Raw genomic sequence first — 25,856 nt, forward strand, 5'->3', positions numbered from 1 at the left:
CGGCCGCCCGGACCATTTCACCGCCGGGTGGACGGGCCGCCCCGACGGCCCGCAAGCGTCCGCGAGCACCCGCGAGCACCGGCAAGCGCCCGGAGCGGCCGGGCGCGGGCGGCCCCGGGGCGGGGGACGTCAGCGCGCGGGCTTCTCGGCGCGCAGGGCGGCCTGCACCGCGGCGCCGTCCTGCCAGGCGTAGAGCTGGTTGCCGGTCAGGGTGACCTTGTAGTGGCCGCAGGAGCCGGTGACCTTCGAGGTGATCCCCGCCGGGAACCAGCCCGCCTTGAGCGTGACCGGCGCCAGGTGGTTGCCCTTGGTGGGCTCGGTGGTCGTGCAGCCGGCGGGCAGCCGGCCCTCGGGGACGGTGGCGCGCAGCAGCCGGTCGTCGCCGGTGGTGGACATCAGGTAGCGGACCGAGGAGGCGTTGTCGGGCAGCCAGGTCGGCATCGAGCGGCGGTCGGCCTTGGCCTCGCTGCCGCTGGCGTAGCTGGCCTGCTCCTGGTGCCGGCCGTCGTACCACTCGGCGACCCTCGGCCCGACCGCCACGGTGGCGACGGCGGCGGCCATGCCCGTGCCGACCACGCCGATTGCGATCTTGCCCGCGATGCCGTTCATGCCGGTGTGTCCTCTCCTGCGCCCTGCTGCTCAGCGTCCGGTCCCGTGCACCCCGTCGGGGCTGGGGACCGGCTCCCCGTTGTCTTCCATCCTGGTGGGCACCGGGGTGCCGGGGCGTCACCAGGAGGTCTTGATCCACCGCCGTCCTTGGGGGGTACGACCTCCACCTTGAGAGGTACACGGGGCCGACCGGTCTCGGGGTTCACCCCGGACGAGCCTGGCCCGGGACCGGTCGGCGCGCAGCCCGGTCGGGGCCGCCCGGGTGCCGCGACGGCGTGTCGCTCACCCGGTCGCCGGACGGCCCGGCCCGGACGGCCCGGCCCGGACGGCCCGGGGCGGACGGCCCGGGGCGGGCGGTCCGGGCCGGGCGGTCCGGCGTTCCGGTGACGGGTCGGGCGGTGACGGGCCGGTCGGTGGGGGCCGGTCGGTGGGGGCCGGTCGGCGACCGGTGTCAGGCCGCCGCGGTCGCCGGCACGGCGACCGGGAAGGGCCGGCCGTCCAGGGTCCAGTGCGGGTCGATCGGCCGGCCGAGGGCGGCGTAGACCTGGGCCGCGACATCGGGGTGGCGGATCTCCCCGGTGGGCGGGGCGGCGGGGATGCCCGGTCCGGCGCAGGCCACCCAGGCGGTGCGCTCCTCGACGGTCCGCCCGCCGTGGCCGCCGCCGTCGACGTGGCCGTGGTCGGTGACGACGATGACCGTCCAGGCCTCCTCGGCGCGGCCGGGCCGGGCGCGTACCGCGTCCAGGAGCCGGCCGAGACGCTCGTCGGCGGCGCGCATCGAGGCGCGGTACTCCTCGCCGCAGCCGAGGAAGTGGGCGGTCTCGTCGACGGCGCCGAGGTAGACGAAGGAGGCTTCCGGGTCGGCGTGGCGCAGCACGTCCACGGCCTCCCGGGTGACCTCCTCGTCGACGGCCTCCCACGCCTCGGGGGTGTCCTCGGCGGGGGCGACGTAGCAGAGGCGGCCGGGCGCGCGGAACAGCGGTCCGCCGGACTCGCCGATCACCAGCGGGTCCCAGCCGGCCGCGACGAAGGTGCGGCGCCGGTCGCCGCGGGCCAGCCGGGTGGTGAAGTCGGGGAAGACGTCGAGCCGGTTGCCGCCGAGGTGGTTGCCCCAGACGCCGTGCTTGGCGGGCTCCACACCGGTCACGATGGTGGCCCAGCACGGTCCGGACATGGTGGGGGTGGAGTCCGCCACCGTCACGGGCGCCAGGAAGCCGGCCTCGGCGACCTCCGCGAGCCTCGGCATCGGGACCTGGTCCAGCAGGTCGTACCGGACGCCGTCGATCCCGACGACGAGGACCCGGGGGCGCGGCAGCGGCGGTGTGGACATGAGCGGGGCGGTTCCTTTCGCGGTGCGGGTGCCGACCGTGCCCGCACCGGGGCGGGCGGCGGCGACCGGATCATGCTCCACCGCCCGCCGAACCGCGGGGTTGCCTCCCGGCCAACACCGGATGTCCTGACCGTGTCCGGACGGCGCCGTTCCGCGTCGGCCGGCCCCGGCCGGGGGTCAGCCCTGCGGGCGGAACTCGTGCACGACCTCGATGCGGCCGACGATGTGCCGGTTGAACTCCGCCAGCTCCTCGGCCGGCACCCAGAGCTCCAGGATGGTGCGGCCGCCCGCCCGGCGGACGGGGTAGCGGCTCAGGAACGCGGTCTCCACCTCGAAGCGGGTGACGTAACCGCTCCCGGAGGCGGGCACGTTCCAGTCCCGCGCGATGCGGATCGCGTAGTCCTCGTTCAGCACCGGGTAGAAGATCGGCTGGTCCGGCAGGCGCGGCGGCCAGGCCCGCCAGTCGGCGGCCGCGACCAGGGCCAGCTCCTTCGGGCCGGTGGGACGCCACAGCGTGGTGGTCGGCACGGCGTGCTGCACGGCGGAGGCGGTCGGGACGGCAACGGTGGTCGCGGTGCTCGGGGGTCGGTTCGTCGGGCCGTTCATGGGCACGAAAATAGCCATGAACGGCCCGGACGGGTACCGGTTTTCGCCCGGTGCCGGGCGCTCGTCGGCCGGGTCAGTGGTACGCGGACTCGCCGGTGATCGCCTCGCCGAGGACGAGGGTGTGGATCTCGCCGGTGCCCTCGTAGGTGAGCACCGACTCCAGGTTGTTGGCGTGCCGCAGCACCGGGTACTCGGTGGTGATGCCGTTGGCGCCGAGCACGGTGCGGGCGCTGCGGGCGATCTCCAGCGCGGCCCGGACGTTGTTGAGCTTGCCGAAGCTGACGTGCGCCGGGCGCGCCGCGCCCTCGTCCTTGAGCCGGCCGATCCGCAGCGCGACCAGGTACGCCTTCTCGACCTCCAGCATCATCTCGACCAGCTTCTGCTGGGTGAGCTGGAAGCCGGCGATCGGGCGGCCGAACTGGACCCGGCTCTTCGCGTAGTCCAGGGCGGCGGTGTAGCAGTCGCGGGCTGCGCCGACGGTGCCCCAGAGGATGCCGTAGCGGGCCTCGTTGAGTGAGGACAGCGGTCCGCGCAGCCCCGTGACGCCGGGCAGCACGGCGTCGGCCGGCAGCACCACCTCGTCGAAGGCGAGCTCGCTGGTCACCGAGGCGCGCAGGGACAGCTTGCCGTGCACGTCGGTGACGGTGAAGCCGGGCATGCCGGGTTCGACCAGGAAGCCCCGGACGCCGTCATCGGTCTGCGCCCAGACCACCGCGACGTCGGACAGCGAGCCGTTGGTGATCCACATCTTGGAGCCGGAGAGCACCCAGTCCGCGCCCTCGCCGGCGCCCTTGCGGCGGGCGCGGGTGCGCATGTTGGCGGGGTCGGAGCCGAAGTCCGGTTCGGTGAGGGCGAAGCAGCCGATCAGTTCGCCGGCGGCGAGGCCGGGCAGCCAGCGCTGCTTCTGCTCCTCCGATCCGAACGCGTGGATGGAGCGCATCGCGAGCGAGCCCTGGACGGAGACGAAGCTGCGCAGTCCCGAGTCGGCGGCCTCCAGTTCCATGCAGGCGACCCCGTAGGCGACGGCGGTCGAGCCCGCGCAGCCGTAGCCGTCGAGGTGCATGCCGAGCACGCCGAGGGCGCCGAGTTCGGGGGCGAGTTCGCGGGCGGGGAAGACCCCGCGCTCGAACCAGTCGCCGATGTGCGGGCGGATCCGGTCCTCGGTGAACTTCCGCACGGTGTCGCGGACGAGCCGCTCCTCGTCGGTGAGCAGGTCACCGACGGCGAGCAGGTCGGCGGGGTCGATCCTGGTCGGCTTCGCCATTGAAGCTCCTTGTAGTCTCGGCGGCGCGGACCGGTCGGGGCGTCGGGACCGGTGGCGGCGTTGGGTACCGGCGAGTATTGCGCACCGGCCGCCTCCCGGGGCCGTCGGGAACGAGGGAGTGAGCATGTACACAGTCCGGCCGGTGACGGCGGAGGAACTGCTCGGCGCCGCCGAGCGGCTGGGCGGGCTGCTGGCGGACACCGTCGACGGCGGCGCCTCCGTCGGCTTCCTCGCTCCGCTCGACCCCGGCACGGCGGCCGACTGGTGGCGGGCGCTGGCCCCGGACGTCGGGGCGGGGCGGCTGCTGCTCTGGGTCGCGCACCCGGAGGCGGGTACCGGTTCCGGGTCCGGGTCGGGGCGGCGGATCGCGGGCACGGTGCAGCTGCGGCCGGCGTCGACCGCCAACGGCCGGCACCGGGCGGAGGTGGCCAAGTTGATGGTCCACCGGGCGGACCGGGGCCACGGACTGGCCGGCCGGCTGCTGGCGGCTCTGGAGGAGGAGGCCGTCGGGCGCGGGATCCGGACCCTGGTGCTCGACACCGAGACGGACAGCCCCGCCGAACGGCTGTACGCGGCGGCGGGCTGGACCAGGGTCGGCACGGTGCCGGACTTCGCGACCGACCCGGCGGGGGTGCCGCACGCGACCACCGTCTTCTACAAGGCGCTGCGGGCGGCCGGCTCCCCCGGGCGCTGAGCGGTCGCGTCGCTACGATGACCGCTTCTCGCTCGGACGAGTGACAGAGGGGTGGACCGTGGGACGTTGGGCCGTGGTGGTCGAGGAGACCGAGGGCATCGGGGAGCACCGGATCTGGGGCAGCAAGGTGCTCGCCGAGGTGACCGGCACCCGGGAGGACGCCGTCGCCGAACTGCGGCGGCTCGTCCCCGCCTACGCCCCGCAGCACCCGTTCAACGCCCGGCGGCGCAGGCTGCTGCGGGACGGCGACAGCTACCTGCTGATCCTTCAGGGGAGCATGCGGGACTACCACTGCGTGTTCAAGGTGTGGGAGCTGCTGTGGGACAGCAAGCACCCCGAGGTGCAGCAGGAGCGGCTCGCGGCGGCCGAGGCCCGGGAGGCGGAGGCGGGCTGACGCCCGCGTCCCCCGCGGGGCCTCAGGCGACCCCGCACAGCCGCAGCAGCGCCGTGGTCCCGGCGGCCGCCACCACGACGAGCGGGAAGGGCGCGCGCCGCAGCGCGAGGACACCGGCGACCAGGACGCCGGCCGGCCGGGCCCAGCCCGCGAAGTCGTTGCCCGCGGTGAGTGCGCCGGTCGCGGTCAGGGCGACCAGCAGGACGGCGGCGGCCACGGCGAGCAGGTGGCGCAGCCGGTCCGAGACGGTGAGGCGGCTGCCGAGCAGGGGGCCGGCCAGCCGGAACGCGTAGGTGCCGGCGGCCAGCAGGAGGATGGCGAGCAGGGACATCAGTGGACCTCCTCGGCGAGCGGGCGGGGCTCACCCTCGGCAGCGGCGGCAGCGGCGGCAGCGGTGTCGCCGGCGGTGTCGGCAGCGGTGTCGCCGGCGCCGTCGGGGCGGCCCGCGAACAGCAGCCCGGCCAGGGCGAGCAGCACCGGCAGGCCTGCCGGGACGAACGGGGTAGCGGCCACGGCGACGGCGGCGCCGGTCAGGGCGGCGGTGCGGGTGCGGCGGTCGGTGAGCGAGGGCAGTACGAGCGCGAGCAGGACGGCGGGGAAGGCCGCGTCCAGTCCGAGCGCGTCGGTGTCGCCGATGAGTCCGCCAGCCAGCGCGCCGACCAGGACGGAGGCGTTCCAGATCACGAAGAGGGCGAGGCCGCACACCCAGTACGCGGCCCGGCGCCGTCGCGGGTCGGCCTGGAGCAGGGTGAAGGCGACCGACTCGTCGGTGAGCAGCTGCGCGCCGAGCAGCCGCCGCCACACCGGGCCGTCGAGGGTGTCCGCGACGGTGAAGCCGAAGGGCAGCAGCCGGGCGTTGAGGACGAGACCGGTGACCACGGCGGCGAGCGCGCCGCCGCCGGAGAGCGCGATGCCGACGGCGGCGAACTGGGAGCCCCCGGCGAAGACGAGGACGGACATGGCGACCGGGACCCAGATCGGGAGGCCGCCGGAGACGGAGATCGCCCCGAACGAGGCGCCGACCAGGGCGTCCGCGAGGCACACCAGGGCGATGTCGCGGAGCGTGGCACGTTCGAGGGTTCGGAGGAGCGAACGCATGTCCAGTAGAGTGAACCCAAAGGGTGTCGTTCGTCAAGGCGAACGCATGGACCTGTGGAGCGAACGCTGATGAGTGGAAGCAGCAGCGGATCCGGATCCGGATCCACCCCCGGCGTATCCGGGACCGAGCTGATCGGGCTGATCTCGGCGTCGATCCGGCGCGAGCGCGAACGCGCCGGACTCTCGATGGCCGAACTGGCCCGCCGGGCCGGGATCGCCAAGTCGACGCTCTCCCAGCTGGAGTCGGGCGTCGGCAATCCGAGCGTCGAGACGCTGTGGGCGCTCGGCGTCGCGCTGGACGTGCCGTTCAGCCGGCTGGTCGACCCGCCCCGCCCGGTGGTCCGGGTGGTGCGGGCCGGCGAGGGTCCGGTCACCCACTCCGAGCGGGCCGACTACGCCGCGACCCTGCTGGCCTCCTGCCCGCCCAACGCCCGGCGCGACATCTACCGGATCGAGGCCGGGCCGGGCGAGAGCCGGGCCTCCGACCCGCACATGCCCGGCACGGTCGAGCATGTGCTGCTGGGCACCGGGCGGGCGCTGGTCGGGCCGGCCGAGGCACCCGTCGAGCTCGGCCCGGGCGACTACGTGAGCTACCCGGGCGACGCCCCGCACGTGTTCCGGGCGCTGGCGCCGGGCACCCTCGCGGTGATCGTGATGGAGCACGTCTGAGCGGGGCACCCCGGCGGGCCGGCGGGTGTCAGAGCTTCAGCAGCCGGTCCAGGAAAGGGTTGCCGAACACCCGGTGCGGGTCGTGGCGGTCCAGGACGGTGACCGCCTCGTCCCAGCCGGCCCCGCCGCCGGCGCGGTGGCTCGCCGGGACGATCCGGTCCAGCATGTCCGCGTCGGCCCAGGCGGCGTCCTCGGTGTAGGCCCAGCCCTTGGACCACTCGACGCGCAGACCGGCCCGGGTTCCGTCGAAGGAGCGCAGCAGGGCCTGTTCGAGGTCCCGGGCGAAGCGGTGCAGCCCGGGCGTGCCGGGGAAGGCGAGCACGTCGAGCCAGACCGCGGTGTCCCACTCGAGCCGGTCGGGGCGCGGGCGCAGCGCGGAGAGCAGCGGCGGCCGGGCGCCGGGCACCCCGGACCAGGCCGGGTCGTCCGTACCGGTCACCCGGATCTCCACCGCGCCGTTCACCGGGAACTCGCCGCGGGACCGGTAGTCGTCGAGCAGCCGCCGGTACTGGTCGGCGAATTCGGCCACCACCCACTGGAGGTCGGCGCGGCGGGCGAGGATCGCGTAGCCGTTCGCGGTGACCCGCAGGGTGGTCGGGCGGACGTACTGGAGCAGGGTGCGGGAGGGGCCCCAGAGGTCGGAGTGCAGGCCGCCGGCCAGCAGGTGGGTGAGCACCTCGCCGGTGAGCAGGTCGCGGATCAGCCCGCCGGAGAGCAGGACGTCGGTGAGGTCGCCGGTGAGTCCGATCTTGGCGATCAGGTACTGGAGCCGGCCGAACAGCGGCGCGGTTCCCCAGGCTCCGGCGAGAAGGTCGCCGGCCAGCCGGGCGACCGGTTCCGGGATCGAGTCCGAGAACGGGTAGTTGTAGGGCTCGTCGACGGCGCGGGAGCCGAGCGGGCGGTCCGGGGCGATGCTCCAGGTCTTCAGCCACGGCCGGTCGGTGTAGGCGAACCAGATCGCCTCGGCCCGGCCGTCGCGGTCGACGAAGTCGGCGAAGGTGCGCGGGCGGGAGAGGCCGCCGAGGCCGGTCGTGGTGCCGGGGCGGGCGAAGAGCTCGGTGGCCGGGACGTCCAGCCGGCTGACGCAGCGCAGCGGGCGGTCGGCGCCGGCCCGGAGCACCACCTCGGTGACGAACGCCCGGCCGAGGTGGACCAGGAAGGCGGCGCTGTCCGCCTCTGACCGGTCGAAGGTCCGCAGGGTGTAGCGGTCGGTGGCCGGGTCGAGGACGACCGCGGTCAGGCTGGTCACCTGGTTGCTGACCGAGCCGTAGCCGTGGCCGTCAGCCAGCGCTTCGCCGGCGGCGGGGACGGCGGTGCCGTGGCCGCCGATCGCGAGCACGCCGCCGACGGTGAGTTCGCCGGGGGCGGGGACGGCGGTGAGGCCGAGGCCGCGGTCGGCCAGGTGGGCGAGCAACGCCTCCATGGTGGCGCCGGTCCGGGCGCGGACGGTGGTGGGCGAGTCGGCGGTGATGGCGGTGAGGTGGCGGGTGGTGTCGAGCAGCAGCACTCTGGCCGCCTCGGGGGTCCCGTCGGCGACGGTGAGCGGGGCCCAGGTGTGCCGGTGGCCCTGGGCGCGCAGGCGCCAGCCGTGGGCGCGGGCCCAGTCGGCGAGCACCGGGACCTCTTCGGGCGTGCGCGGGGCGCAGGTCCAGAGCTGGTCGGTGCCGATCTCGCCGGACCAGTTCCGGTAGACGCGCTGGAACACTTCGGTCCCGGCGGGCAGTCCGGGCGGTGCGGGGGCGGCGGCCCGGGCGCTGTCCGGTCCGACGGTGCCGCTGACCAGCCAGCCGGTGGTGCCGAGCGCCGCGGAGAGGCCGAGGAGGCGGCGCCGGCTGAGGCCGCCCTCCTCCGGCTCCCCGGCCGCCGGGCCGGTGGCGGCGCCTCCGGCCGGGTCCTGTCCGTGGTGGTGCCGGTGGTGCTGGTGGTCCGGTGCTGCCGTCATGCCCGCCCCTGTGTCCGGTGGACTTTCGTCCGCTCGCTCCCCCGATTCCGGGTGAGCGTACGAAGCAGTCGCGCGGGTGCCCCGATCCGGCTCATGATCTTCACTCGAAGGTATGAACCTTGCCGGATTTCCCGGTGGGCTCATAGGTTGATCGTGATTCTCGTCCCCGATCTGCTCCGGAGGCCCCACCGTGCCCGCGCCCCTGACCGTCGCCGTCGCCCAGCCCGCCTGCGCCGAACCGGGTCGGCCCGACACGGTCGCGGTCAACGTCGAGCGCCACGCCGCCGCCGTCCGGGAGGCCGCCGCGGCCCGGCTGGTGGTCTTCCCCGAGCTCTCCCTCACCGGCTACGACCTGGCCGCGCCCTCGGTCGACCCGTCCGACGAGCGCCTCGCGCCGCTGGTCGCCGCCTGCGCCGAGACCGGTGCCACCGCGCTGGTCGGCGCGCCGGTGACCGACCCCGACGGCCGCGACTTCATCGCCACCCTCGCCGTCACCGGCGGGGGCGCCACGATCGCCTGCCGCAAGATGAACCTCTGGGGGAACGAGCCCGAGCGCTTCGTCGCCGCCGAACGGCCCGCCCTGCTGGAACTGGACGGCCGGCGGCTGGGCCTGGCGATCTGCGCCGACGCCGCGAACCCCGCGCACGCCGAGCTGCTGGCCGGTCTCGGCGCCGAGGTGTACGTCGCCTCCACCCTGTACGGCGCGGGCCCGGAGGCGCTGGCCACCAAGGCGGCCCGCTACCCGGCCCGGGCGGCGGACAACGGCGTCTGGGTGGTGCTGTCGACCACCGCCGGCCCGAGCGGCGAGTTCGCCGCCAGCTCCGGCGGCTCGGGCGTGTGGGCCCCGGACGGCGGCGAGGTCGTCAAGGCCGGCACCGGGACCGGCGAGATCGTGACCGCCGTCCTGGGCTAGCCGGCGACGTCGGGCGGTCGCGGCGGTCGGGCAGCCGCGCAGTCACGGCGGTCGGGCGGTCGGGCGGTCGGGCGGTCGGGCACGATGTCGTACCCGCGCACCGGCCGGAAATACCCCGGGCCGGCGCGCGGCTGTGGTCAGCGGAAAGCCGAACCCGGCCGGAGCGGGGACCCTGGATCCGCAGGGGTCCCCGGCCCCCGGTCCGACCGGGACCGTTCAGGAGGTGCAGCGCACGATGGGTGACGAGCAGTACCGGATCGAGCACGACTCGATGGGCGAGGTACGGGTGCCGGCCGCGGCGAAGTGGCAGGCCCAGACGCAGCGCGCGGTGGAGAACTTCCCGGTGTCCGGCCAGCGCCTGGAGCCGGCCCACATCGCCGCGCTGGCGCGGATCAAGGCCGCCGCCGCGCGGGTCAACGCCAGGCTGGGCGTCCTGGACGAGGAGACCGCCGGGGCGATCGTGTCCGCCGCCGAGGAGGTCGCGGCGGGCCGGTGGGACGCGGAGTTCCCGGTCGACGTGTTCCAGACCGGCTCGGGCACCTCCTCCAACATGAACGCCAACGAGGTGATCGCCACCCTGGCCGGCGATCGCCTCGGCCGGCCGGTCCACCCCAACGACCACGTCAACGCCAGCCAGTCGTCCAACGACGTGTTCCCGTCCTCGATCCACATCGCCGCCACCGCCGCCGTCAGCCACGACCTGATCCCCGCCCTGGAGCACCTGGCCGAGGCGCTGGAGCGCAAGGCGGCGGAGTTCGCGGGCGTGGTCAAGGCGGGCCGGACGCATCTGATGGACGCCACCCCGGTCACCCTGGGGCAGGAGTTCGGCGGTTACGCGGCGCAGGTCCGGCACGGGCGGGAGCGGCTGCTGGCCACCCTGCCCCGGGTCGCCGAACTGCCGCTCGGCGGCACCGCGGTGGGCACCGGCATCAACACCCCGCCCGGTTTCGCGGCGGCGGTGATCGAGGAGGTCGCGCGCGCCACCGACCTGCCGCTGACCGAGGCCCGGGACCACTTCGAGGCGCAGGGCGCGCGGGACGGCCTGGTCGAACTCAGCGGCCAGCTGCGCACCGTGGCGGTCGGCTTCACGAAGATCGCGAACGATCTGCGCTGGATGGGCTCGGGCCCGCGCACCGGCCTCGGCGAGCTCAACCTCCCCGACCTCCAGCCCGGCTCCTCGATCATGCCCGGCAAGGTGAACCCGGTACTGCCGGAGGTGGTGCTGATGGTCTCCGCCCAGGTGATCGGCAACGACGCCACCGTGACGGTGGCCGGGGCGAGCGGGAACTTCGAGCTCAACGTGATGCTGCCGGTGATCGCCCGCAACGTCCTGGAGTCGGTCCGGCTGCTCGCCAACAGCGCGCGGCTGCTCGCCGACCGGGCCGTGGACGGCATCACCGCCAACGTCGAGCGGGCCCGGGAGTACGCGGAGTCCTCGCCCTCGGTGGTCACGCCGCTGAACCGCTACATCGGCTACGAGGAGGCGGCGAAGGTCGCCAAGCAGGCACTGGCGCAGCGGAAGACGATCCGCCAGGTGGTCCTGGAGCGCGGGTACGTCGAGCAGGGACGGCTCACGGTCGGGCAGCTGGACGAGGCCCTGGACGTGCTGCGGATGACCCGGCCGTAACCCCCGGGGGACGGCGCGAGCCGTCCCGGTCGGCACACGCTCCCGGACGGCAGGCCCAGCGGACGGGCAGGCACCCCGGACGGCAGGCCCCGGGCGGCACGCGCCCGGGGCGCGGACGGCGGCCTCGCCGTTCCGCGCCCCGGGTTCCGGGCTTCCGTCGGACGTCAGCCCTTGGCTCGGCCGGCCCGGCCGAGCCGCATCGCGGCTCCGTTCGACGTCATGGTGGCCATCGAGATGGCGGCGAGCCCCAGCAGGAACATCACGCCACCTGCGATCATGCAGGTCACGATGTTCTTGCCCCGGTTCACCTCACCCGAGACGACCCAGGGGGAGACGAACGTCCACGCGCCGAGCAGGGTCGCGGCCCAGGCCCGTGCGTGCGTGCGCTCGTACGCCGAGCCGTAGCCGGCCATCAGCACGCAGTAGGCGATGCCGACGATCAGGCAGGTGACGGTCAGCGTGCTGAAGGCGGTGAAGCCGACGATCCATGGCGAGGCCGCCAGGAACAGACCGGCCAGGACGGCCAGGGCCTCGACGGCCTGGGCCCGTGGGGTCAGAGTGACCCGCTCGTAGTGCTCCCGGAGTTCGACGATGTCCGGATGGTGCTCCATGCCCATCGGGATCTGGGTAGACACCGATACCACCTCCTACGTGCGGAACATGGGGGCGCAAGCCCAGTACCATTCTGGCGCCGTTGGACCGTTTTGCACCTTTTCGCCGGGGAAGCTACCCTGCCCGCCCGCCGGTCCGCCCCCTCCGCCCGACCGGGTGACCTCCGTCTCAACCCCGCCCGCGGCCATTGCGTATGCAACTCGTTGCATAGCAGGATGCCGCTCATGGCACTGGAGCACGCGATCCTCGTCTCGCTGCTGGAACGACCCGGTTCCGGCTACGAGCTGGCCCGGCGCTTCGACCGGTCCATCGGCCGCTTCTGGACCGCCACCCACCAGCAGATCTACCGGGTGCTGCGGCGGATGGAGACGGACGGCTGGGTCTCGGTCGAGGAGGTCGCGCAGGACGGGCGGCCGGACAAGAAGGTGTACTCGGCGGCCGCGCCCGGCCGGACCGCGCTCGCCGCCTGGCTGCGCGAGCCCGTCGAGGCCGAGACGGTCCGCCACGAGCTCGCCGTGCGGATCCGCGCGGCGGCCTTCGACGACCCCGCCGCCCTGATCCCCGAGGTCGAACGGCACCGGGACGGCCACGCCGCCCTGCTCGCCCACTACCTCCACGGCGAGGGGCGCGACTTCCCCGAACCGGACACGCTCGACGCCCGGCAGCGGCTCCAGCACGTGGTGCTGCGCGGCGGCATCGAGTACGAGCGGATGACGCTGGCCTGGCTGGACGACGTCCTCGCCACCCTGCGCGAGCTGGCCGCCGAGGCCGCCGGCCCCGCCGACTGACCCTCCGTGCTCCTCGTCCCACCCTCCACCCAGCTCTCCACCCTCGACCCCCGGGAGCCCGCGATGCTCTTCAACCCGCGTTCCTACGACCCCGCGCAGTTCGACGAGCCGACCCGCCGGCTGCTGCGCGCGACCGTCGACTGGTTCGAGTCGCGCGGCAAGAAGGCGCTGATCGACACCTACATCGATCGCAGCTGGTACGCCGACTTCCTCGAATTCGCCGCCAAGGAAGGCCTGTTCGCCGAGTTCCTGACGCCGTCCGCGGCCGACCCGGACAAGCGCTGGGACACCGCCCGGATCGCCGAGCTCAACGAGATCCTCGGCTTCTACGGCCTCGGCTACTGGTACACCTGGCAGGTCACCATCCTGGGCCTCGGCCCGGTCTGGCAGAGCGAGAACGAGGCCGTCCGGGCGCGGGCCGCCAGGCTCCTGGCCGAGGGCCACGTGATGGCGTTCGGGCTCTCCGAGCGCAGCCACGGCGCCGACATCTACTCGACCGACATGATCCTCACCCCGGACGGCGAGGGCGGCTTCACCGCCACCGGCTCCAAGTACTACATCGGCAACGGCAACGTCGCCGGCCTGGTCTCGGTGTTCGGCCGCCGCTCGGACGTCGAGGGGCCGGAGGGCTACGTCTTCTTCGCCGCCGACAGCCGCCACGAGGCGTACCACCTGGTCAAGAACGTCGTGAACGCCCAGATGTACGTCAGCGAGTTCCGGCTGGAGGAGTACCCGGTCCGCGCCGAGGACGTGCTGCACACCGGCAAGGCCGCCTTCGACGCCGCGCTGAACACCGTCAACGTCGGCAAGTTCAACCTCTGCACCGCCTCCGTGGGCATCTGCGAGCACGCGATGTACGAGGCCGTGACGCACGCCCACAACCGGGTGCTCTACGGAAAGAAGGTCACCGACTTCCCGCACGTGCGGCGCGAGCTGACCGACGCCTACGCGCGACTGGTGGCCATGAAGCTGTTCGCCGCCCGCTCGGTGGACTACTTCCGGACCGCCTCCCCCGAGGACCGCCGCTACCTGCTCTTCAACCCGATGACCAAGATGAAGGTCACCACTGAGGGCGAGAAGGTCATCGACCTGATGTGGGACGTCATCGCGGCCAAGGGCTTCGAGGCTGACACCTACTTCGACAAGGCCGCCAAGGACATCCGGGGCCTGCCGAAGCTGGAGGGCACCGTCCACGTCAACCTGGCGCTGATCCTCAAGTTCATGGCCAACTACCTGTTCGCCCCGGCCGAGTACCCCGCGGTGCCGACCCGCCGGGACGCCGCCGACGACGGCTTCCTGTTCCGGCAGGGCCCGGCCCGGGGCCTGGGCGCGATCCGCTTCCACGACTGGCGGACCGCCTACGACGCGCACGCGCACCTGCCGAACGTCGCCCGGTTCCGCGAGCAGGCCGACGGCTTCTGCGCGCTGCTGCTGGAGCACGCGCCGAGCGCGGAGCAGCAGGCCGACCTGGACTTCCTGCTGGAGATCGGCCAGTTGTTCGCGCTGATCGTCTACGGCCAGCTGGTGCTGGAGCAGGCCGAGCTCACCGGGCTGGACCAGGACCTGCTGGACCAGGTCTTCGACGCGCTGGTGCGGGACTTCTCCGCGCACGCCACCGAGCTGCACGGCAAGGCGTCCACCACCGAGGCGCAGGCGGCGTGGGCGCTGGCGCACGTCCGCCGCCCGGTCGCGGACGGCGCCCGGACGGCGAAGGTGTGGGGCATGGTCGAGGCGCTCTCGGGCGCCTACGAGATGGCGCAGTAGCCGCCCCGCCCGTGGGGGACCCGGGGGTGCCGGTCGGCGGACCGGCACCCCCGGAGTCGTGTCACCGGCGGACCGTCAGAAGGTGAGCTTCCAGCTGTCGATGTAGCCGGTGTCCTGCGGCCCGACGTCCTGGACCTTGAGCTTCCAGGTGCCGTTGGCGGCCACCGCGGACGCGTTCACGGTGTAGGTGGTCTGCACATTGGGCGCGGAGTCGCTGCTGGAGCCCTTCAGGCGGTAGGAGGTGCCGTTGGGCGCGACCAGGTCGATGACCAGGTCGCCGCGGTAGCTGTGCTTGATGTCCACCCCGACCTGGAGCGCGGCGGGCGCGTTGCCGGTACGGCCGGTGACGGTGACGGCCGAGGTGACCGCCGCCCCGTTGTCCGGGATCTGCACGTCGGCGGTGTTCTCGAAGACGGTGCCGGTGGGCGGGGTGGTGCCGCCGGCCGAGAGGGTCCAGATCGCGTACGCGACGGCATCGCTCATCCGGTCCAGCGCGGTGTCGTTGATGTTGGCGCTGGTGTCGCAGGAGGAGTGGTAGCAGCGGTCGAAGGGCTGGCCCGCCGTTCCGCCCCACTTGGCCGCCTGGGCGCTGGTCTTGGTGTAGTCGGCACCGCTGAACAGGCCGCCGACCCGGATGCCCGCGTCCTGGAACGGGGCGTGGTCGGACCGGCCGTCGCCCTCGAAGTCCTGCTCGGTGCTGATGCCGAGACCGGCGAAGTAGTCGCGGAACAGGGCGTCGAGCGCGCTGTCGTAGCGGTAGGTGAAGTAGCCGGGGTTGGGCGAGCCGATCATGTCGAAGTTCAGATAGGTGTCGATCTTCGAACGGTCGGCGCTGGAGAGGCTGTTGACGTAGTTCTTGGAGCCGATCATGCCGTACTCCTCGGCGCCCCACCAGCCGAACCGCAGGTGCTTGGAGGGCGTGAGCCCGGCCCGGGAGACGGCGAGCGCGGTCTCCAGGATGCCGGCGGAGCCGGAGCCGTTGTCGTTGATGCCCGGCCCGCCGGTGACGGAGTCCAGGTGGGCGCCGGCCATCACGACGTGCGAGGTGTCGCCGCCCGGCCAGTCGGCGATCAGGTTGTAGCCGGTCGAGCCGTTGTAGCTGAAGGTCTTCAGCGCGGTGGTGTAGCCGGCGGCGTCCAGCTTGGCCTTCACGTAGTCGATCGAGGCCTTGTAGCCGGCCCGGCCGTGGGCGCGGTTGCCGCCGTTGGCGGTGGCTATCGACTGGAGCTGGGCGAGGTGGGCCTTGACGTTGGCCACCGGGATGTCGGGGGCGGCGGCCGCGGCCGACGGGGCGGCGACGGGCGTCGTGGGGGACGCGGCCGCGGCCGGGGTCAGCAGGGCGGCCGCGAGGGTGACGACGGCGGCGGCGGACAGGGCGGATCGGCGCAGGCGGGATCGCCTCGGGGCGCGCTCGGTCAATGGAGGCTCCGATATCTGATGGGGCAGAACGGAAGCGCGCCACTCCGCGGGCGGCATTGGGGTGTTGAGGGGGTGTGGGGCCGGCCGCATCGCAAAGTTGACGCGACCATGATGATTGAGGGAACCTCCGGCCCCGTCAAGAGGCGGCGGTCAGAAGGGCGACCGCGGGGGCCGTCAGCCGTCCGAGGCCGGGCGGTCCGGGGTGCGGGGAAGCTCCGCCCGGACGAGGGCGCCGCCGTCGTGGTTGCCGGTGCTGAAGCGGCCGCCCAGCTCCTCGGCGCGCTCCGCCATCGAGCGCAGCCCCAGCCCCGACCCGGCCCGACGGGACCCGTCGGCGCCGACCGGCTCCGGGCGGCCCCCGGGGAAGCCCCGGCCGTCGTCCCAGACCTCGACCACCACCGCCTCCGGCCGGACCCGCAGCGTCAGCCGGGCCTGCCCGGCCGCCGAATGGCGCAGGACGTTGTGCAGCGCCTCGCCGCTGATCCGCAGCACCGCCACCTCCACCGCGGCGGCCAGCGCCGGCGGTGGGTCCGGGTCCAGCACCAGCGCGATCCCGACCCGCGGCCCGTCCAGCTCCGCGACCAGCCGCCGCAGCGCCACCGCCAGCCCCTCCCCCGCCAGCGCGGCGGGCGCCAGCCCCTCGGTGATCCGCCGCAGTTCGTCGATCGCCTGCCCGATCCCCGCCGACACCGCCCGCAGCGAGCGGGCCGCCGGGGAGTCCTCCGGCACGACGGCCCTGGCGGTGTCGACCCCCAGCCGCAGCCCCGAGAGGGTGGGGCCGAGCCCGTCGTGCAGGTCGTGCCGCAGCCGGCGGCGCTCCTCCTCCCGGGCGAGCACGATCTGCCGCCGCCCGCGCTGGAGCTCCTCGTACATGCGCAGCGAGGCGATCGCGGGCGCGGCCTGGTCGGCGAGGAAGCGGAGCACCTCGTGGTCCTGCGCGTCCAGCTCCGGCTGCCCGGCCCGCGGCGGCGCGTAGAGGTCGCCGATCACCGCGCCCTCGTAGCTGAGCGGGAACACCTGGCTGTCGGGGCCGACGGTGCCGACGGAGGCCAGTTCGTGCGGTCCGGTGCGGGTGTGCAGGACGACCCGGGCGCCGGGCAGGCCGAGGGCGCCCACCACGGTGTCGCAGAGCAGCGGCGGGGCGTCGGCCGGGCTGACGGCGCGGCTCAGGCGTTCGGCGAGCTCCCGGACCACCTGGTAGGGGCGGGCCCGGTCGCCGTAGTAGAAGCGGTCGACGGCCCGCACGACCCAGCGGGTGGTGGGCCCCAGCAGTCCGCCGATGGCCAGCGCCCCGGCCGCCAGCAGCTGGGCGCCGGTGTTGCTGGCCGTCGGCAGGGCACGGCGCAGCAGCAGGGCGATGCCGAGGTAACCGGCGATCAGCAGGGCGATCAGCGCGAGGACGCTGAGCATCCGGCGGGTCGCCCGGTCGAGGTAGCGGGAGCGGTCGCGGGTGAACGCGTAGCCGACCGCGCCGAGCATCCACAGCGCCGACCCGGCGAAGTAGGCCACCGCCGCGACGCTCTCCGAACTGCCGATCCGCAGCGCGATGTTGGTCGTGACCAGCCAGACCAGGTAGGGCACCAGCACGGCGGTGACGCCGCGGTGCGGCCGCGCCGAGCGGCGCCAGCGGACGGCGGCCACGGTCAGGCTGGTGGCGACGATGCCCCAGGCGACCAGGGTCGCGTGCCATTCGTCGAGCGGCAGTCCGCGGCCGTCCGGGACGAGCACGTCGCCGAAGTAGGGCAGCGGGGTGCCGAGCCGCACGGCGCAGGCGTGCAGTGCGCTCCAGACGGCGACGGCGACGACGAACGCGCGGCCCGGCCCGCCGGGCAGCCGTCCCTCGGGCAGCCAGAGCGGCAGGGCCAGGGAGACGAAGACGAACAGGGTGACCGAGGCGAGCAGCAGCGCGGCGCCGAGGGCCTGCACCGCCGGTCCGGCGTCGGCGGCGGCGCCCGCGAGGAGGGCGAAGCGGGAGAGGCAGCCGCCGAGTCCGGCGGCCAGCAGGCAGCGGCCCAGGCTGCGGCCGACCGGTGCCCCGGCCGGGGCGGGCTCGGACTCGGGGCCGGGGCCGGTGCCGGGGCCTTGGCCGGGGCTGCCGTCGGAGGGCCGGAGGGGAGCCGGCCCGTCGGCGCCGGGTCCGGCGCGGTGGGCGAGGATGAGCAGCCCGGAGAGCGCGAACGCGAAGCCGAGCAGGACGGTCTCGCCGTCGTGGAGGTAGAACGGCACGGCCCAGGCGGCGTCCTGGTGGGTGACGGCGAGCAGCACCCAGCCGAATCCGCTGAGCAGGGTGGCCGCGCAGACCCAGGCGGCCGGGGTGAGGCCGCTGCGCCGGGGTGGCGCAGCCCGGCGGCCCGGCCGGGGGGCCGGCTGCCGCGCGGACGCGGCGGGGAGCCCGGTGGGCGCGGCGGGCCCGGCGGGCGCGGTGGGTGCGGGGCTGTGCCCGGTCCCGGTGGTGGCCGGGGTCGCGGCCGGTTCGCTCATGAGAGCCTCCTCTCCCGCATCCTCGGCTTCCTGGCGTCCCGGGGGCGCGGGACGGCGGTCCGGTCCCGGTCCCGGTCGTACCCGGGGCGGCCGTCGGCCCGCGGGTCCGCCGGGCGGTCCCCGGGCCCGCGGCCCGCCCCGGCAACTGCCTGCCTGCCGGGTGGCCCGACGGGCGGCGGCGGGCCGGCGGGTCAGCTGTCGCCGAGGCCCATGTCCCTGGCCCGGGCGACGGCCTCCGCCCGGGTGGCGACGTGCAGCTTCTCGAAGATGTGGGTGACGTGGTTGCGCACCGTCTTCTCCGCGACCACCAGCTCGCGGGCGATCCGGCGGTTGTCCAGCCCCCGGGCCACCAGGTCGAGGACCTCCGCCTCGCGGGCGGTGAGCGCCGGGAAGAGCTGCCCGGCCTCCCGCACCCGGGCGCCGGCCAGCAGGGTGGTGATCCGCTCCGCCACGTCCGCGCCGAACACCGCGCCACCGGCCGCGACCGTCCGCACCGCGTGCAGCACCTCCTCCCGGCCCGCGCCCTTCACCAGGTAGCCGCGGGCCCCCGCCTGGAGCGCGGCGAGCAGGCTCCCGTCGTCGTCCGCCATGGTGAGCATCAGCACCGGCGGGGCCGGCCGGTCGGCGGAGAGCCGGCGGGTGGCCTCCAGCCCGGAGCCGTCCGGCAGGGAGAGGTCCATGACCACCATGTCCGGACGGTGCCGGGCGACCGCCTCCGGCACGTCGCCCACGCGCTCGGCCTCGGCCACGACGACGATGCCCTCGGCACTCTCCAGGGCGGCCCGCAGCCCCTCCCGGAACAACGGGTGGTCGTCGACGATCAGGACCCGTACGGGTCCGGCCGACGGCGCCTCGTCCGGTTGCGGTCCCCCGGCGCGGGGGTCTTCGGCGGGCTGCTCTTCATCCACCCGGCCGACACTACCAGCGATGCCGGTGTGACTTTCCGTGATCATGACGCCGGGGCCGCCGGGTCGGCCGGGCGAACGAGACCGCTGCCCCATGCGCCCGGGACAACGGGCGGCCGAGACTGGTGGGAACGCCTCCGACCCGGCGACCGCCCCCCGGTGGACCCACCCTCACCCGTCCCTAGGCGGTGCCATGACCACGGTGACCCCTCTCCCGCCCCTGCCGCGCACGCCCGCCGGGGTCCCGCCGCGCCGGACGCCCGCACAGCGCCGGCTCACCGGGGCCGCGGCGCTCACCGTGCTCTGCCTGGCGGTCGCCGCCCTCTGGGTCTGCTACGTGCTGGTCCACCTGGACGCGCCCGGGGTGGAGGCCCCCCGCGACCAGCTCGCCATCCTGGTCTACGCGCTGCCCACCGCCGCCGCGGGCATGCTGCTGCACGCCCACCGTCCGGGAAATCCACTCGGTTGGGTGATGCTCCTCTACGCGCTGACGTCGATGCTGCCGAGCGCGGCCGCCGCGCCCGTCTGGGTGGAGGTCTCCGACCCCGGTCTCGTCGGCGCTGCCGCCGTGGTGCGCGCGGTGTGCGACACGGTCAGCCAGACGCTGTTCTACGTCCTGCCGCTCTGGCTGCCCGCCGGACGGCTCACCGGTCGCAGGTGGTGGTGGTACATCGGCGCCGTCACCGCGTGGGTGCTCCCGGACACCATGTCCTTCCTGGACCGCGCGACCGTGTTCGGCCGGCCGAATCCGCTCGCCGACAGCGCCGTCGCGAACGCCTTCGGCTCCGTGTCCGACCAGCTCGACCGCCTCTACGACCCGGTCAACTACCTGCTGATCGGTGTCGCCGCCGCCGTGCTGCTGGTCCGGCTGCTCCGCCGGAGCGCGCCCCGTCACCGCGCCCACCTGGCCGGCATGCTCGGCGCCTACCTGCTCTGGGCCGGAATGCAGGACTACTACACCCGGCGGTTCCAGTACGAGTACTGGCTGAGCTACTCGCTGTTCACGGCGGCGGGCGCGGTGTGGGCGGTCGCGGTGGCGTACCTGGTGGTGCGCGACGGCGGGTGGCGGCTGGACCGGGCCGCCCGGTCCGTGCTCGGCGGCCTGCTGCTCGCCGCCGGGCTCACCGTGGTGTTCGTGGTCTGCGCGACCGTGCTCTCGGGCTGGCTGGTGCCCGGCCGCGGCGGTGCCGCCCTGCTGCTGATCGCCCTGCTCCTCGCCCTGGGCGCGGGCCTGCCCCGGGCCGGCCGGCGGGCGACGGGCCTCGTGGACCGGCTCTACTACGGCGAACGCGCCCAGCCCTACCAGGTGCTCCGCACCCTGGCCGGGCAGGTCCGGCAGGTCGTCGACCCGGAGCGGCTGCCGTCCGCGCTCTGCGGCACCGTCGCCGAGGAACTGCGGCTGCCGGGTGTGGCACTGGCCGTCACCACCAGGGCCGGGCGTCGCCCGCTGGCCGCGGTGGGGCGGTTGGACGGACCGGTCCAGGGTTTCGCGCTGGTCCACCACGGCACGACGATCGGGGAGCTGACCGTGGGACTGCGGGCCGGCGAGGAGCGGCTCGACCCCAGCGACGTCGACATCCTGCGCTCGCTGGCGGACCAGGCCTCGCCGGCCGTCGCATCGCTGCGGCTCCGGGAGGACCTCCAGGCCGGCCGGGAACAGATCGTCGCGGCGCGGGAGGAGGAACGGCGGTGGCTGCGCCGGGACATCCACGACGGGCTCGGACCGGCGCTGGCGGGGCTGCGGCTGCGGGTCGACAACGCGGCCTCGGCCGCCGGGGCCGCGGGCACTGCCGGGACTGCGGGCACTGCCGGGACTGCGGCGACTGCGGCGACTGCGGCCGGGTCGGGCCGCGCGGCCGGCCCGGCCGGCCCGGCCTCCGGGAGAGGAACCGACGCGCTGGCCCTGACGCTGCGGGGGATCTCCGACGACCTGGCGCTGACGATCAAGGAGGTGCGGCGGATCACCGACCGGCTCGGGCCCGCACCGCTCGGCGAGTTCGGCCTCACCCGGGCCGTCGAGCACCTGGCGGCCACGTTCAGCGGCGACGGCCTCGCCGTCAGCACCGCGCTGCGGCCGGACCCGCTGCCGGAACTGCCGGCCGCCGTCGAGGTGGCGGCCTACCGGATCACCGCCGAAGCGCTGAACAACGTGCTCCGACACGCCCGCGCCCGGCACGCCGAGGTGGCCCTGCGGGTGGACGAGGAGAACCTCGTGCTGACCGTCCAGGACGACGGGATCGGCCTCGGCGACCCCCAGGCGCCCGACGAGTACCCGGGCCCCGGTGACCCGGGCCCGGTCGACCCCGGCTCGGCCGACCCCGGCTCGGCCGACACTGGCACGGGCTCGAACGAGCCGGGCGACGCCGGACCTGCGGCCCCGGACCGGGCCGCCGGGGTCGGACTGCGGTCGATGTCGGACCGCGCGGCCGAGATCGGCGGCCGCTGCACCGTCGGCAGCCTCCCCACCAACGGCACCCGGGTCCTCGCCGTCCTCCCCCGCCACCCCTTCCGCAGCCCCCGGCCCGGCGCCTGAACGTTCCGCCGGGTGCCCCACGCGTGCCCCCGTGCCCCCGCGCGGTGAGGCACGGGGGGCACGGGGGCGACGGGGGCGGGACGGCGGAGGTCAGTTCTTGCAGTCCTTCTCGCCGGGCTTGCAGCGGTGCTCGGTGGCCGTGGTCCCGTCGGCGGGCGCCGCCGCCTTGGCCAGCGCGCCGGCGGCGCTCCTGATGATCACGGTGGCGGTGGCGATGCAGGCGACTACGGAGGCGACGCCGAACGTCCTCGTTCTCGTGTTCGTTGCCATGAGTGGTGCTCCAGACTTTTCTCTCCCCGAGCGGTCCGACCGATCGACCGCTCCGCCCCCCACTCTGGTCGGCGGCGCGCCCCGGGCACATGGGCCTGCCGTCCTGTTCCGGTCCCAGGACGGGTCCGCGGACGCGAACCGTCGACACCGAACCACCGGCCCCCGCCGGGGTGGCGGGGGCCGGTGGCCGGAAAGCGGAGCGGTCGGGGAACGGGGCGGTCGGGGAACGGAGCGGCCGGGCGGCAGGACCGCCGCGGGAGCCGTCATGGCCGGCTGCGCCGTTCGGCGCGGCGCCGGGCCAGCGAGTTCCTGGTCGCGGTGGTGCGGCGCGGCGCGTCCAGCGCGAGGCAGAGCACCTCGGCGCCGAGCGGGCCGGCCTCCAGCCGCAGCGGACAGCCCCGGGTCGCCAGCAGCAGATCGCCGTCGACGGCCAGGTGGTCCGGCTCATCGGCGGTCCGGCCGACCAGCAGCGATCCCCGGACCACGAACAGCACGGTCTCTCCGTCGGACCGCCCCGGCAGCGCGTGGTGCGCGCCGGGGCTGAGCCGCAGGTGGTCGAAGGTCTCGCAGGCGCTGGTGAGCATGGACCGGCGCGCCAGGCAGCGGACGCGGACGCGTTCGCCGTTCGGGCCGAGGATGACGGTGGCCGCGGCCGTGGCGGTGGTGACGATCATCGTGCGTCGCCTCCTTCGGGGCTCGGCGGGGTCTCGGGACGGTCGGGGGTGTCGGCGGCCGGGGCACCGTTGGTGGTCGGGGCGCCGTTGGTGGTCGGGTGCTCGGTGACCGGACGTTCGGCGACCGGACGTTCGGTGACCGGCTGCTCGGTGACCGGCTGCTCGGTGGTCGGCTGCTCGGTGGTCGGGCGCCCGGCCGCCGGGTGGGCGGTGGCACCGCCCGGGCGGCCCGCGACCGCGAGGATCGCGTGGAAGTACTCGAGCCCGGCGGTGCCGGCCGTGAGCACGGTGCGCGCGCCGAACGGCAGGGTCAGGGCGGTGCCCTCGACCAGCGGGAATGCGGAGTCGGCGACCGTCGACGCGTCGGTCCCGGCCTCGGGCACCGTCGCGGTGCCGGAGCCGGCCGTGATGTAGAGGGCGCGTTCGACGCCCTCGGCGGCGACCTCGACGCTGCGCCCCGGGTCGAGCCACTGCAGTCCGACCGCACGGAGCGGTCCGGCCAGCACCCGGCTCGGGTCGACGGCACCGCGGCGGCGGAGGTCGGTGATGACGGTGCCCGTCATGACGGGAACTCCTTCTGCTGAGCTGCGGTCCCTGCTGGGCCGCTTCTGGTCTCCACGGTGCTGCGCCTGCCGTCCCGGCCGCACGGGGACGCGGTCCCGTCCTGTTCCCGGCCGGCGGCCGGGTGCCCGTCCCCCCGGTTCGGCACCGCGCCCGGGCCGGTCCCGGCAGCAGCCCGGCTGTGCGGGACGGCGACCCGGGCGGGCCGGGCGGCGCCGACGGCCAGGTCGCCCGCGGCGGCCCGCAGCACCGCGCCGTCCACCGGGGTCAGCAGCCGTCCGTCGACGCAGTACGGACGTCCCAGGTCGGCGAGGAGCAGCAGACCGGGCCGGGTGGTGGCGACGGCCGCGGCGGCGAGCCGGTCGAGGTCCGCCCCGGCGGGCAGGGCGGTCGCGGAACCGTTGCGCGCGAGCAGGTCCCGGTGGGCCCGGCCGGACGGGCCGGCGGACAGCCCGAGCCGGGCCGCCACCGCGGCGGCGAGCAGCAGGCCCAGGGCGTCGGCGTCGCCGGGCGCCGGCGCGGGACCGGGAGTCGCGCGCACGGCGGCGGCGAGGCTGCGGCCGTAGCCGAGGGCGAGGGCGGGGCCGGTCTCGTCCGGGTCGAAGCAGACCAGGGCGGCCCGGGCGTCGGCGCACAGGGCGAGCAGGGCGGTCAGGGTCCGGGCGTCGTGGCGGGCCGCGGGCGTGAGCAGGCTCGCGAGCGCCGGGCCGTGGGCCGGGCAGACGGCGAGCACGTGCCGGACGACGGCGACGAGCCCGGCCCTGGTCCGCGCGGCGGGCCCGGCGGCGAGCAGGTCGGAGCGGACCCAGGCCAGCGCGGCCGGCACCGGACGGTGCAGGGCGAGGGCGGGACCGCAGGCGGCGGCGAGGTCGGTCGGCACCCGGACGGCGGCCGGGACGGCGCAGGCGCGTTCGCCTCCGACCGCGATCACCGTGCCGTCGGGGAGGGTCCCGGCGTCCGTCCGGCCGCCGGTGGCCGGGTCGGTGGGGAGGGGCCCCGCGCGGACCTCGCGCGGGGCTTGCGCGCGGACCTCGTGCAGGACGGTGGGCGCTCGGGCCTCGGCGAGCGCGCGGACCCGGGCGAGCTGCTCCGGGGGCGCGGTTCCGTCGGTGACGAGGACGAACCGCCGAGCGTCGAACTCGGCGATCCGCGCGCCCAGTTCGCCCCAGGAACGCTCGTCGCCGCGGACCGCGAGGGTGAGGTGCGCGGCACTGGCCTGGATCCGCCGGTCCAACCGGGCACTGCGACGCATGGGGGCCTCCTCCCGTTCGGGGTCGGAGGCCCAGCGTGTCCTGTCCGTCGCCCCGGGCGCCTGAGCCCCGGAGCCCGTCCGTGCCCTGCCCACCGGGCGGGACACCCGGGCCGTGGGGCGCGGGGGCCTCGGGCGCGGCAGCTGCGGGCCGGGCAGCGTCGGGCGCGGACGCTTCGAGCAGGGGCAGCTTCGGGCAGAGGCGGCTTCGGGCACGGCGGCGGCGAGGCTGCTGCGGTCGGCGGACGCCGTCAGCCGTCGAGCGCCGTCGCGCACCCCGCGGCCGTCACCGCCGACCGGGCGCGCAACCACCCGGCCGCGCCGACGAGTTCACGCCCGCCCAGGTCGTCGACGAGCACCCCCGCGCCGATCCCGGACGGCAGCGGCAGCCACCGCCCCGCGACGCGGCGGCGCACGGTGCCGGCGAGCGCCTCGCCGAGCGCGATCGACTCCAGCAGCGGGTGCCAGACCGGGAGTTCGAGCCCTCGCATCAGCCCGAGGATCCGTTCGGCCTGCCCCTCGTCGACCAGGCCCCGGCGCCGGGCCACCACCGTGCTCAGCGCCATGTCGACGCAGACCGCCTCGCCGTGCAGCAGCTCCGGCAGCGCACGTGTCTCCACCGTCGGACTGAACGTGTGCCCGTAGTGCCCCAGGCGCTCGCGGCCGTCCCTACCACCGCCGTCCGTACCACCGCCGACCGTGGCTCCGACGACGCGCGCGAGCACGGCCGCGCCGATGCCGGCGGCCTGGAACCGGGTGTCGAGCAGGTCCCGGCCGCGTCGCTCCAGCAGCCCGAACAGGTCCGCGTCCGCGATCAGCGCGACCTTGAGCACCTCGGCGAGACCACTGGCGACATGGCGGCGCCCCAGAGTGACCAGGAAGGCCGGATCGACCAGCGTCTCGGCCTCGGGGCGATGGGCGAACAGGCCGTGCAGGGTGGTGGGGACCCGCACGAACGGCGTGGAACGGCGGTAGAGGGTGCAGGCGAGCCCGACCACCTCGGCGAGCGCGCCGCCGCCGACCGCCAGCACCGGCGCGCCCCGGCGGGAGATCCCGACGGAGTCCATCCGGTCGGCGACCTGGAACACCGCGTCCATGGTCTTCACCTGCCCGTGCGCGGGCAGCACCAGCGTCTCGTGGTCGACGCCCCGGGTGTCCAAGTAGTGGCGGAGCCGGTGGCCGTGCAGCTCGTGCACCCGGGCGTCGACCACGACGAGCCGGCGTCCGGGCGGACCGCCGGCCGCGGCGAGCGCCGGGTTGCCCGGATCCAGCAGGCCGGGCACGAAGCGGAGCCCCGGCCCGCCGGGACCTCCGGGGTCTCCGGGACCTCCGGGGGCGGCGACGGGGGCGGACGGGGTGGGGGGAGGCCCGAGGGGAGCGGGGCCGGGCTGGGTTCGGGGGACGTTCACGGGTCGGCTCCTTCGAGCGGGTCGGCTCCCCGGGCCGCACGGGAC

The 25,856-nt window shown here is 75.4% G+C and carries 24 protein-coding genes; 8 read left to right on the forward strand and 16 right to left on the reverse strand.

The window, feature by feature from the left end; translation table 11 throughout:
* Positions 1-129: 129 nt before the first annotated feature.
* From BLU95_RS09910 to BLU95_RS09925, 4 genes are all read right to left on the reverse strand, one after another.
* Positions 130-609 (reverse strand): hypothetical protein, encoded by a 480-nt coding sequence (locus tag BLU95_RS09910; RefSeq protein ID WP_093859683.1) that lies wholly within the window; start codon positions 607-609, stop codon positions 130-132.
* A gap of 451 nt (positions 610-1,060) precedes the next feature.
* Complete coding sequence (locus tag BLU95_RS09915) at positions 1,061-1,939, reverse strand: alkaline phosphatase family protein (protein ID WP_173862026.1); 879 nt, start codon at positions 1,937-1,939, stop codon at positions 1,061-1,063.
* 177 nt (positions 1,940-2,116) lie between these two features.
* Positions 2,117-2,545, reverse strand: coding sequence for an ADP-ribosylation/crystallin J1 (locus BLU95_RS09920; protein WP_231978503.1), 429 nt, complete (start codon positions 2,543-2,545; stop codon positions 2,117-2,119).
* A gap of 73 nt (positions 2,546-2,618) precedes the next feature.
* On the reverse strand, positions 2,619-3,809 hold the full coding sequence (locus BLU95_RS09925) for an acyl-CoA dehydrogenase family protein (RefSeq protein WP_093859684.1): 1,191 nt from the start codon (positions 3,807-3,809) through the stop codon (positions 2,619-2,621).
* Positions 3,810-3,933: 124 nt separating this feature from the next.
* On the opposite strand from BLU95_RS09925, the gene BLU95_RS09930 reads away from it, so the two are divergent.
* Together BLU95_RS09930 and BLU95_RS09935 are read left to right on the forward strand one after the other, a co-directional pair.
* On the forward strand, positions 3,934-4,503 hold the full coding sequence (locus tag BLU95_RS09930) for a GNAT family N-acetyltransferase (protein ID WP_093859685.1): 570 nt from the start codon (positions 3,934-3,936) through the stop codon (positions 4,501-4,503).
* 58 nt (positions 4,504-4,561) lie between these two features.
* A complete protein-coding gene (locus tag BLU95_RS09935) occupies positions 4,562-4,897 on the forward strand; it encodes a hypothetical protein (RefSeq protein WP_159424835.1) in 336 nt (111 codons plus the stop codon).
* Between the two features lie 22 nt (positions 4,898-4,919).
* On the opposite strand, the gene BLU95_RS09940 is transcribed toward BLU95_RS09935, so the two are convergent.
* Positions 4,920-5,228 carry an AzlD domain-containing protein gene (locus BLU95_RS09940; protein WP_093859687.1) on the reverse strand — a complete coding sequence of 103 codons (309 nt, stop codon included), beginning with the start codon at positions 5,226-5,228 and terminating at the stop codon, positions 4,920-4,922.
* Positions 5,228-5,995 carry an AzlC family ABC transporter permease gene (locus tag BLU95_RS09945; RefSeq protein WP_093859688.1) on the reverse strand — a complete coding sequence of 256 codons (768 nt, stop codon included), beginning with the start codon at positions 5,993-5,995 and terminating at the stop codon, positions 5,228-5,230. Before BLU95_RS09945 ends, BLU95_RS09940 begins: the two co-directional genes overlap by 1 nt.
* A gap of 69 nt (positions 5,996-6,064) precedes the next feature.
* Here BLU95_RS09945 and BLU95_RS09950 point away from each other — a divergent pair, with 69 nt between their 5' ends.
* A complete protein-coding gene (locus BLU95_RS09950; protein ID WP_093859689.1) occupies positions 6,065-6,664 on the forward strand; it encodes a helix-turn-helix domain-containing protein in 600 nt (199 codons plus the stop codon).
* Positions 6,665-6,692: 28 nt separating this feature from the next.
* Here BLU95_RS09950 and BLU95_RS09955 read toward each other — a convergent pair whose 3' ends face one another.
* Positions 6,693-8,606, reverse strand: coding sequence for a cholesterol oxidase substrate-binding domain-containing protein (locus BLU95_RS09955; protein ID WP_093859690.1), 1,914 nt, complete (start codon positions 8,604-8,606; stop codon positions 6,693-6,695).
* Between the two features lie 190 nt (positions 8,607-8,796).
* Between BLU95_RS09955 and BLU95_RS09960 the strand changes: the two genes are divergently transcribed.
* The gene (locus BLU95_RS09960) at positions 8,797-9,519 is read left to right on the forward strand and encodes a carbon-nitrogen hydrolase family protein (RefSeq protein WP_093859691.1); all 723 of its coding nucleotides are present in this window, start codon (positions 8,797-8,799) and stop codon (positions 9,517-9,519) included.
* A gap of 235 nt (positions 9,520-9,754) precedes the next feature.
* Complete coding sequence (locus BLU95_RS09965; protein WP_093859692.1) at positions 9,755-11,146, forward strand: class II fumarate hydratase; 1,392 nt, start codon at positions 9,755-9,757, stop codon at positions 11,144-11,146.
* 164 nt (positions 11,147-11,310) lie between these two features.
* Here the strand turns inward: BLU95_RS09965 and BLU95_RS09970 are convergent, their stop codons facing one another.
* Complete coding sequence (locus tag BLU95_RS09970) at positions 11,311-11,781, reverse strand: SPW repeat protein (protein WP_037778888.1); 471 nt, start codon at positions 11,779-11,781, stop codon at positions 11,311-11,313.
* Positions 11,782-11,982: 201 nt separating this feature from the next.
* Between BLU95_RS09970 and BLU95_RS09975 the strand changes: the two genes are divergently transcribed.
* A complete protein-coding gene (locus BLU95_RS09975; protein ID WP_093859693.1) occupies positions 11,983-12,546 on the forward strand; it encodes a PadR family transcriptional regulator in 564 nt (187 codons plus the stop codon).
* 63 nt (positions 12,547-12,609) lie between these two features.
* A complete protein-coding gene (locus BLU95_RS09980; RefSeq protein WP_093859694.1) occupies positions 12,610-14,310 on the forward strand; it encodes an acyl-CoA dehydrogenase family protein in 1,701 nt (566 codons plus the stop codon).
* Between the two features lie 75 nt (positions 14,311-14,385).
* Here the strand turns inward: BLU95_RS09980 and BLU95_RS09985 are convergent, their stop codons facing one another.
* The 3 genes from BLU95_RS09985 to BLU95_RS09995 all read right to left on the reverse strand — a co-directional run bounded on the left by BLU95_RS09985 (position 14,386) and on the right by BLU95_RS09995 (position 19,034).
* Positions 14,386-15,729, reverse strand: coding sequence for a M28 family metallopeptidase (locus BLU95_RS09985; protein ID WP_231978504.1), 1,344 nt, complete (start codon positions 15,727-15,729; stop codon positions 14,386-14,388).
* A gap of 174 nt (positions 15,730-15,903) precedes the next feature.
* Positions 15,904-18,210 carry a sensor histidine kinase gene (locus BLU95_RS09990; protein WP_093859696.1) on the reverse strand — a complete coding sequence of 769 codons (2,307 nt, stop codon included), beginning with the start codon at positions 18,208-18,210 and terminating at the stop codon, positions 15,904-15,906.
* Between the two features lie 191 nt (positions 18,211-18,401).
* Positions 18,402-19,034, reverse strand: a complete 633-nt coding sequence (locus BLU95_RS09995; RefSeq protein ID WP_231978722.1) for a response regulator — start codon at positions 19,032-19,034, stop codon at positions 18,402-18,404.
* Between the two features lie 274 nt (positions 19,035-19,308).
* Between BLU95_RS09995 and BLU95_RS10000 the strand changes: the two genes are divergently transcribed.
* Positions 19,309-21,648: a GAF domain-containing sensor histidine kinase gene (locus BLU95_RS10000; protein ID WP_093859698.1), complete on the forward strand. Its 2,340-nt coding sequence runs from the start codon at positions 19,309-19,311 to the stop codon at positions 21,646-21,648.
* A gap of 90 nt (positions 21,649-21,738) precedes the next feature.
* Here BLU95_RS10000 and BLU95_RS10005 read toward each other — a convergent pair whose 3' ends face one another.
* From BLU95_RS10005 to BLU95_RS10025, 5 genes are all read right to left on the reverse strand, one after another.
* Positions 21,739-21,918, reverse strand: coding sequence for a hypothetical protein (locus BLU95_RS10005; RefSeq protein WP_093859699.1), 180 nt, complete (start codon positions 21,916-21,918; stop codon positions 21,739-21,741).
* 263 nt (positions 21,919-22,181) lie between these two features.
* A complete protein-coding gene (locus BLU95_RS10010; protein WP_093859700.1) occupies positions 22,182-22,592 on the reverse strand; it encodes a pirin family protein in 411 nt (136 codons plus the stop codon).
* Positions 22,589-23,155, reverse strand: a complete 567-nt coding sequence (locus tag BLU95_RS10015; RefSeq protein WP_093859701.1) for a hypothetical protein — start codon at positions 23,153-23,155, stop codon at positions 22,589-22,591. The genes BLU95_RS10010 and BLU95_RS10015 overlap by 4 nt, the downstream gene beginning before the upstream one ends.
* Positions 23,152-24,405, reverse strand: a complete 1,254-nt coding sequence (locus BLU95_RS10020; RefSeq protein ID WP_107452505.1) for a dehydroquinate synthase/iron-containing alcohol dehydrogenase family protein — start codon at positions 24,403-24,405, stop codon at positions 23,152-23,154. Before BLU95_RS10020 ends, BLU95_RS10015 begins: the two co-directional genes overlap by 4 nt.
* A gap of 248 nt (positions 24,406-24,653) precedes the next feature.
* Positions 24,654-25,811 carry a 3-dehydroquinate synthase family protein gene (locus tag BLU95_RS10025; protein ID WP_159424836.1) on the reverse strand — a complete coding sequence of 386 codons (1,158 nt, stop codon included), beginning with the start codon at positions 25,809-25,811 and terminating at the stop codon, positions 24,654-24,656.
* Positions 25,812-25,856: the final 45 nt, after the last annotated feature.

This window comes from Streptomyces sp. TLI_053 (genome assembly GCF_900105395.1).
GTDB lineage: Bacteria > Actinomycetota > Actinomycetes > Streptomycetales > Streptomycetaceae > Kitasatospora.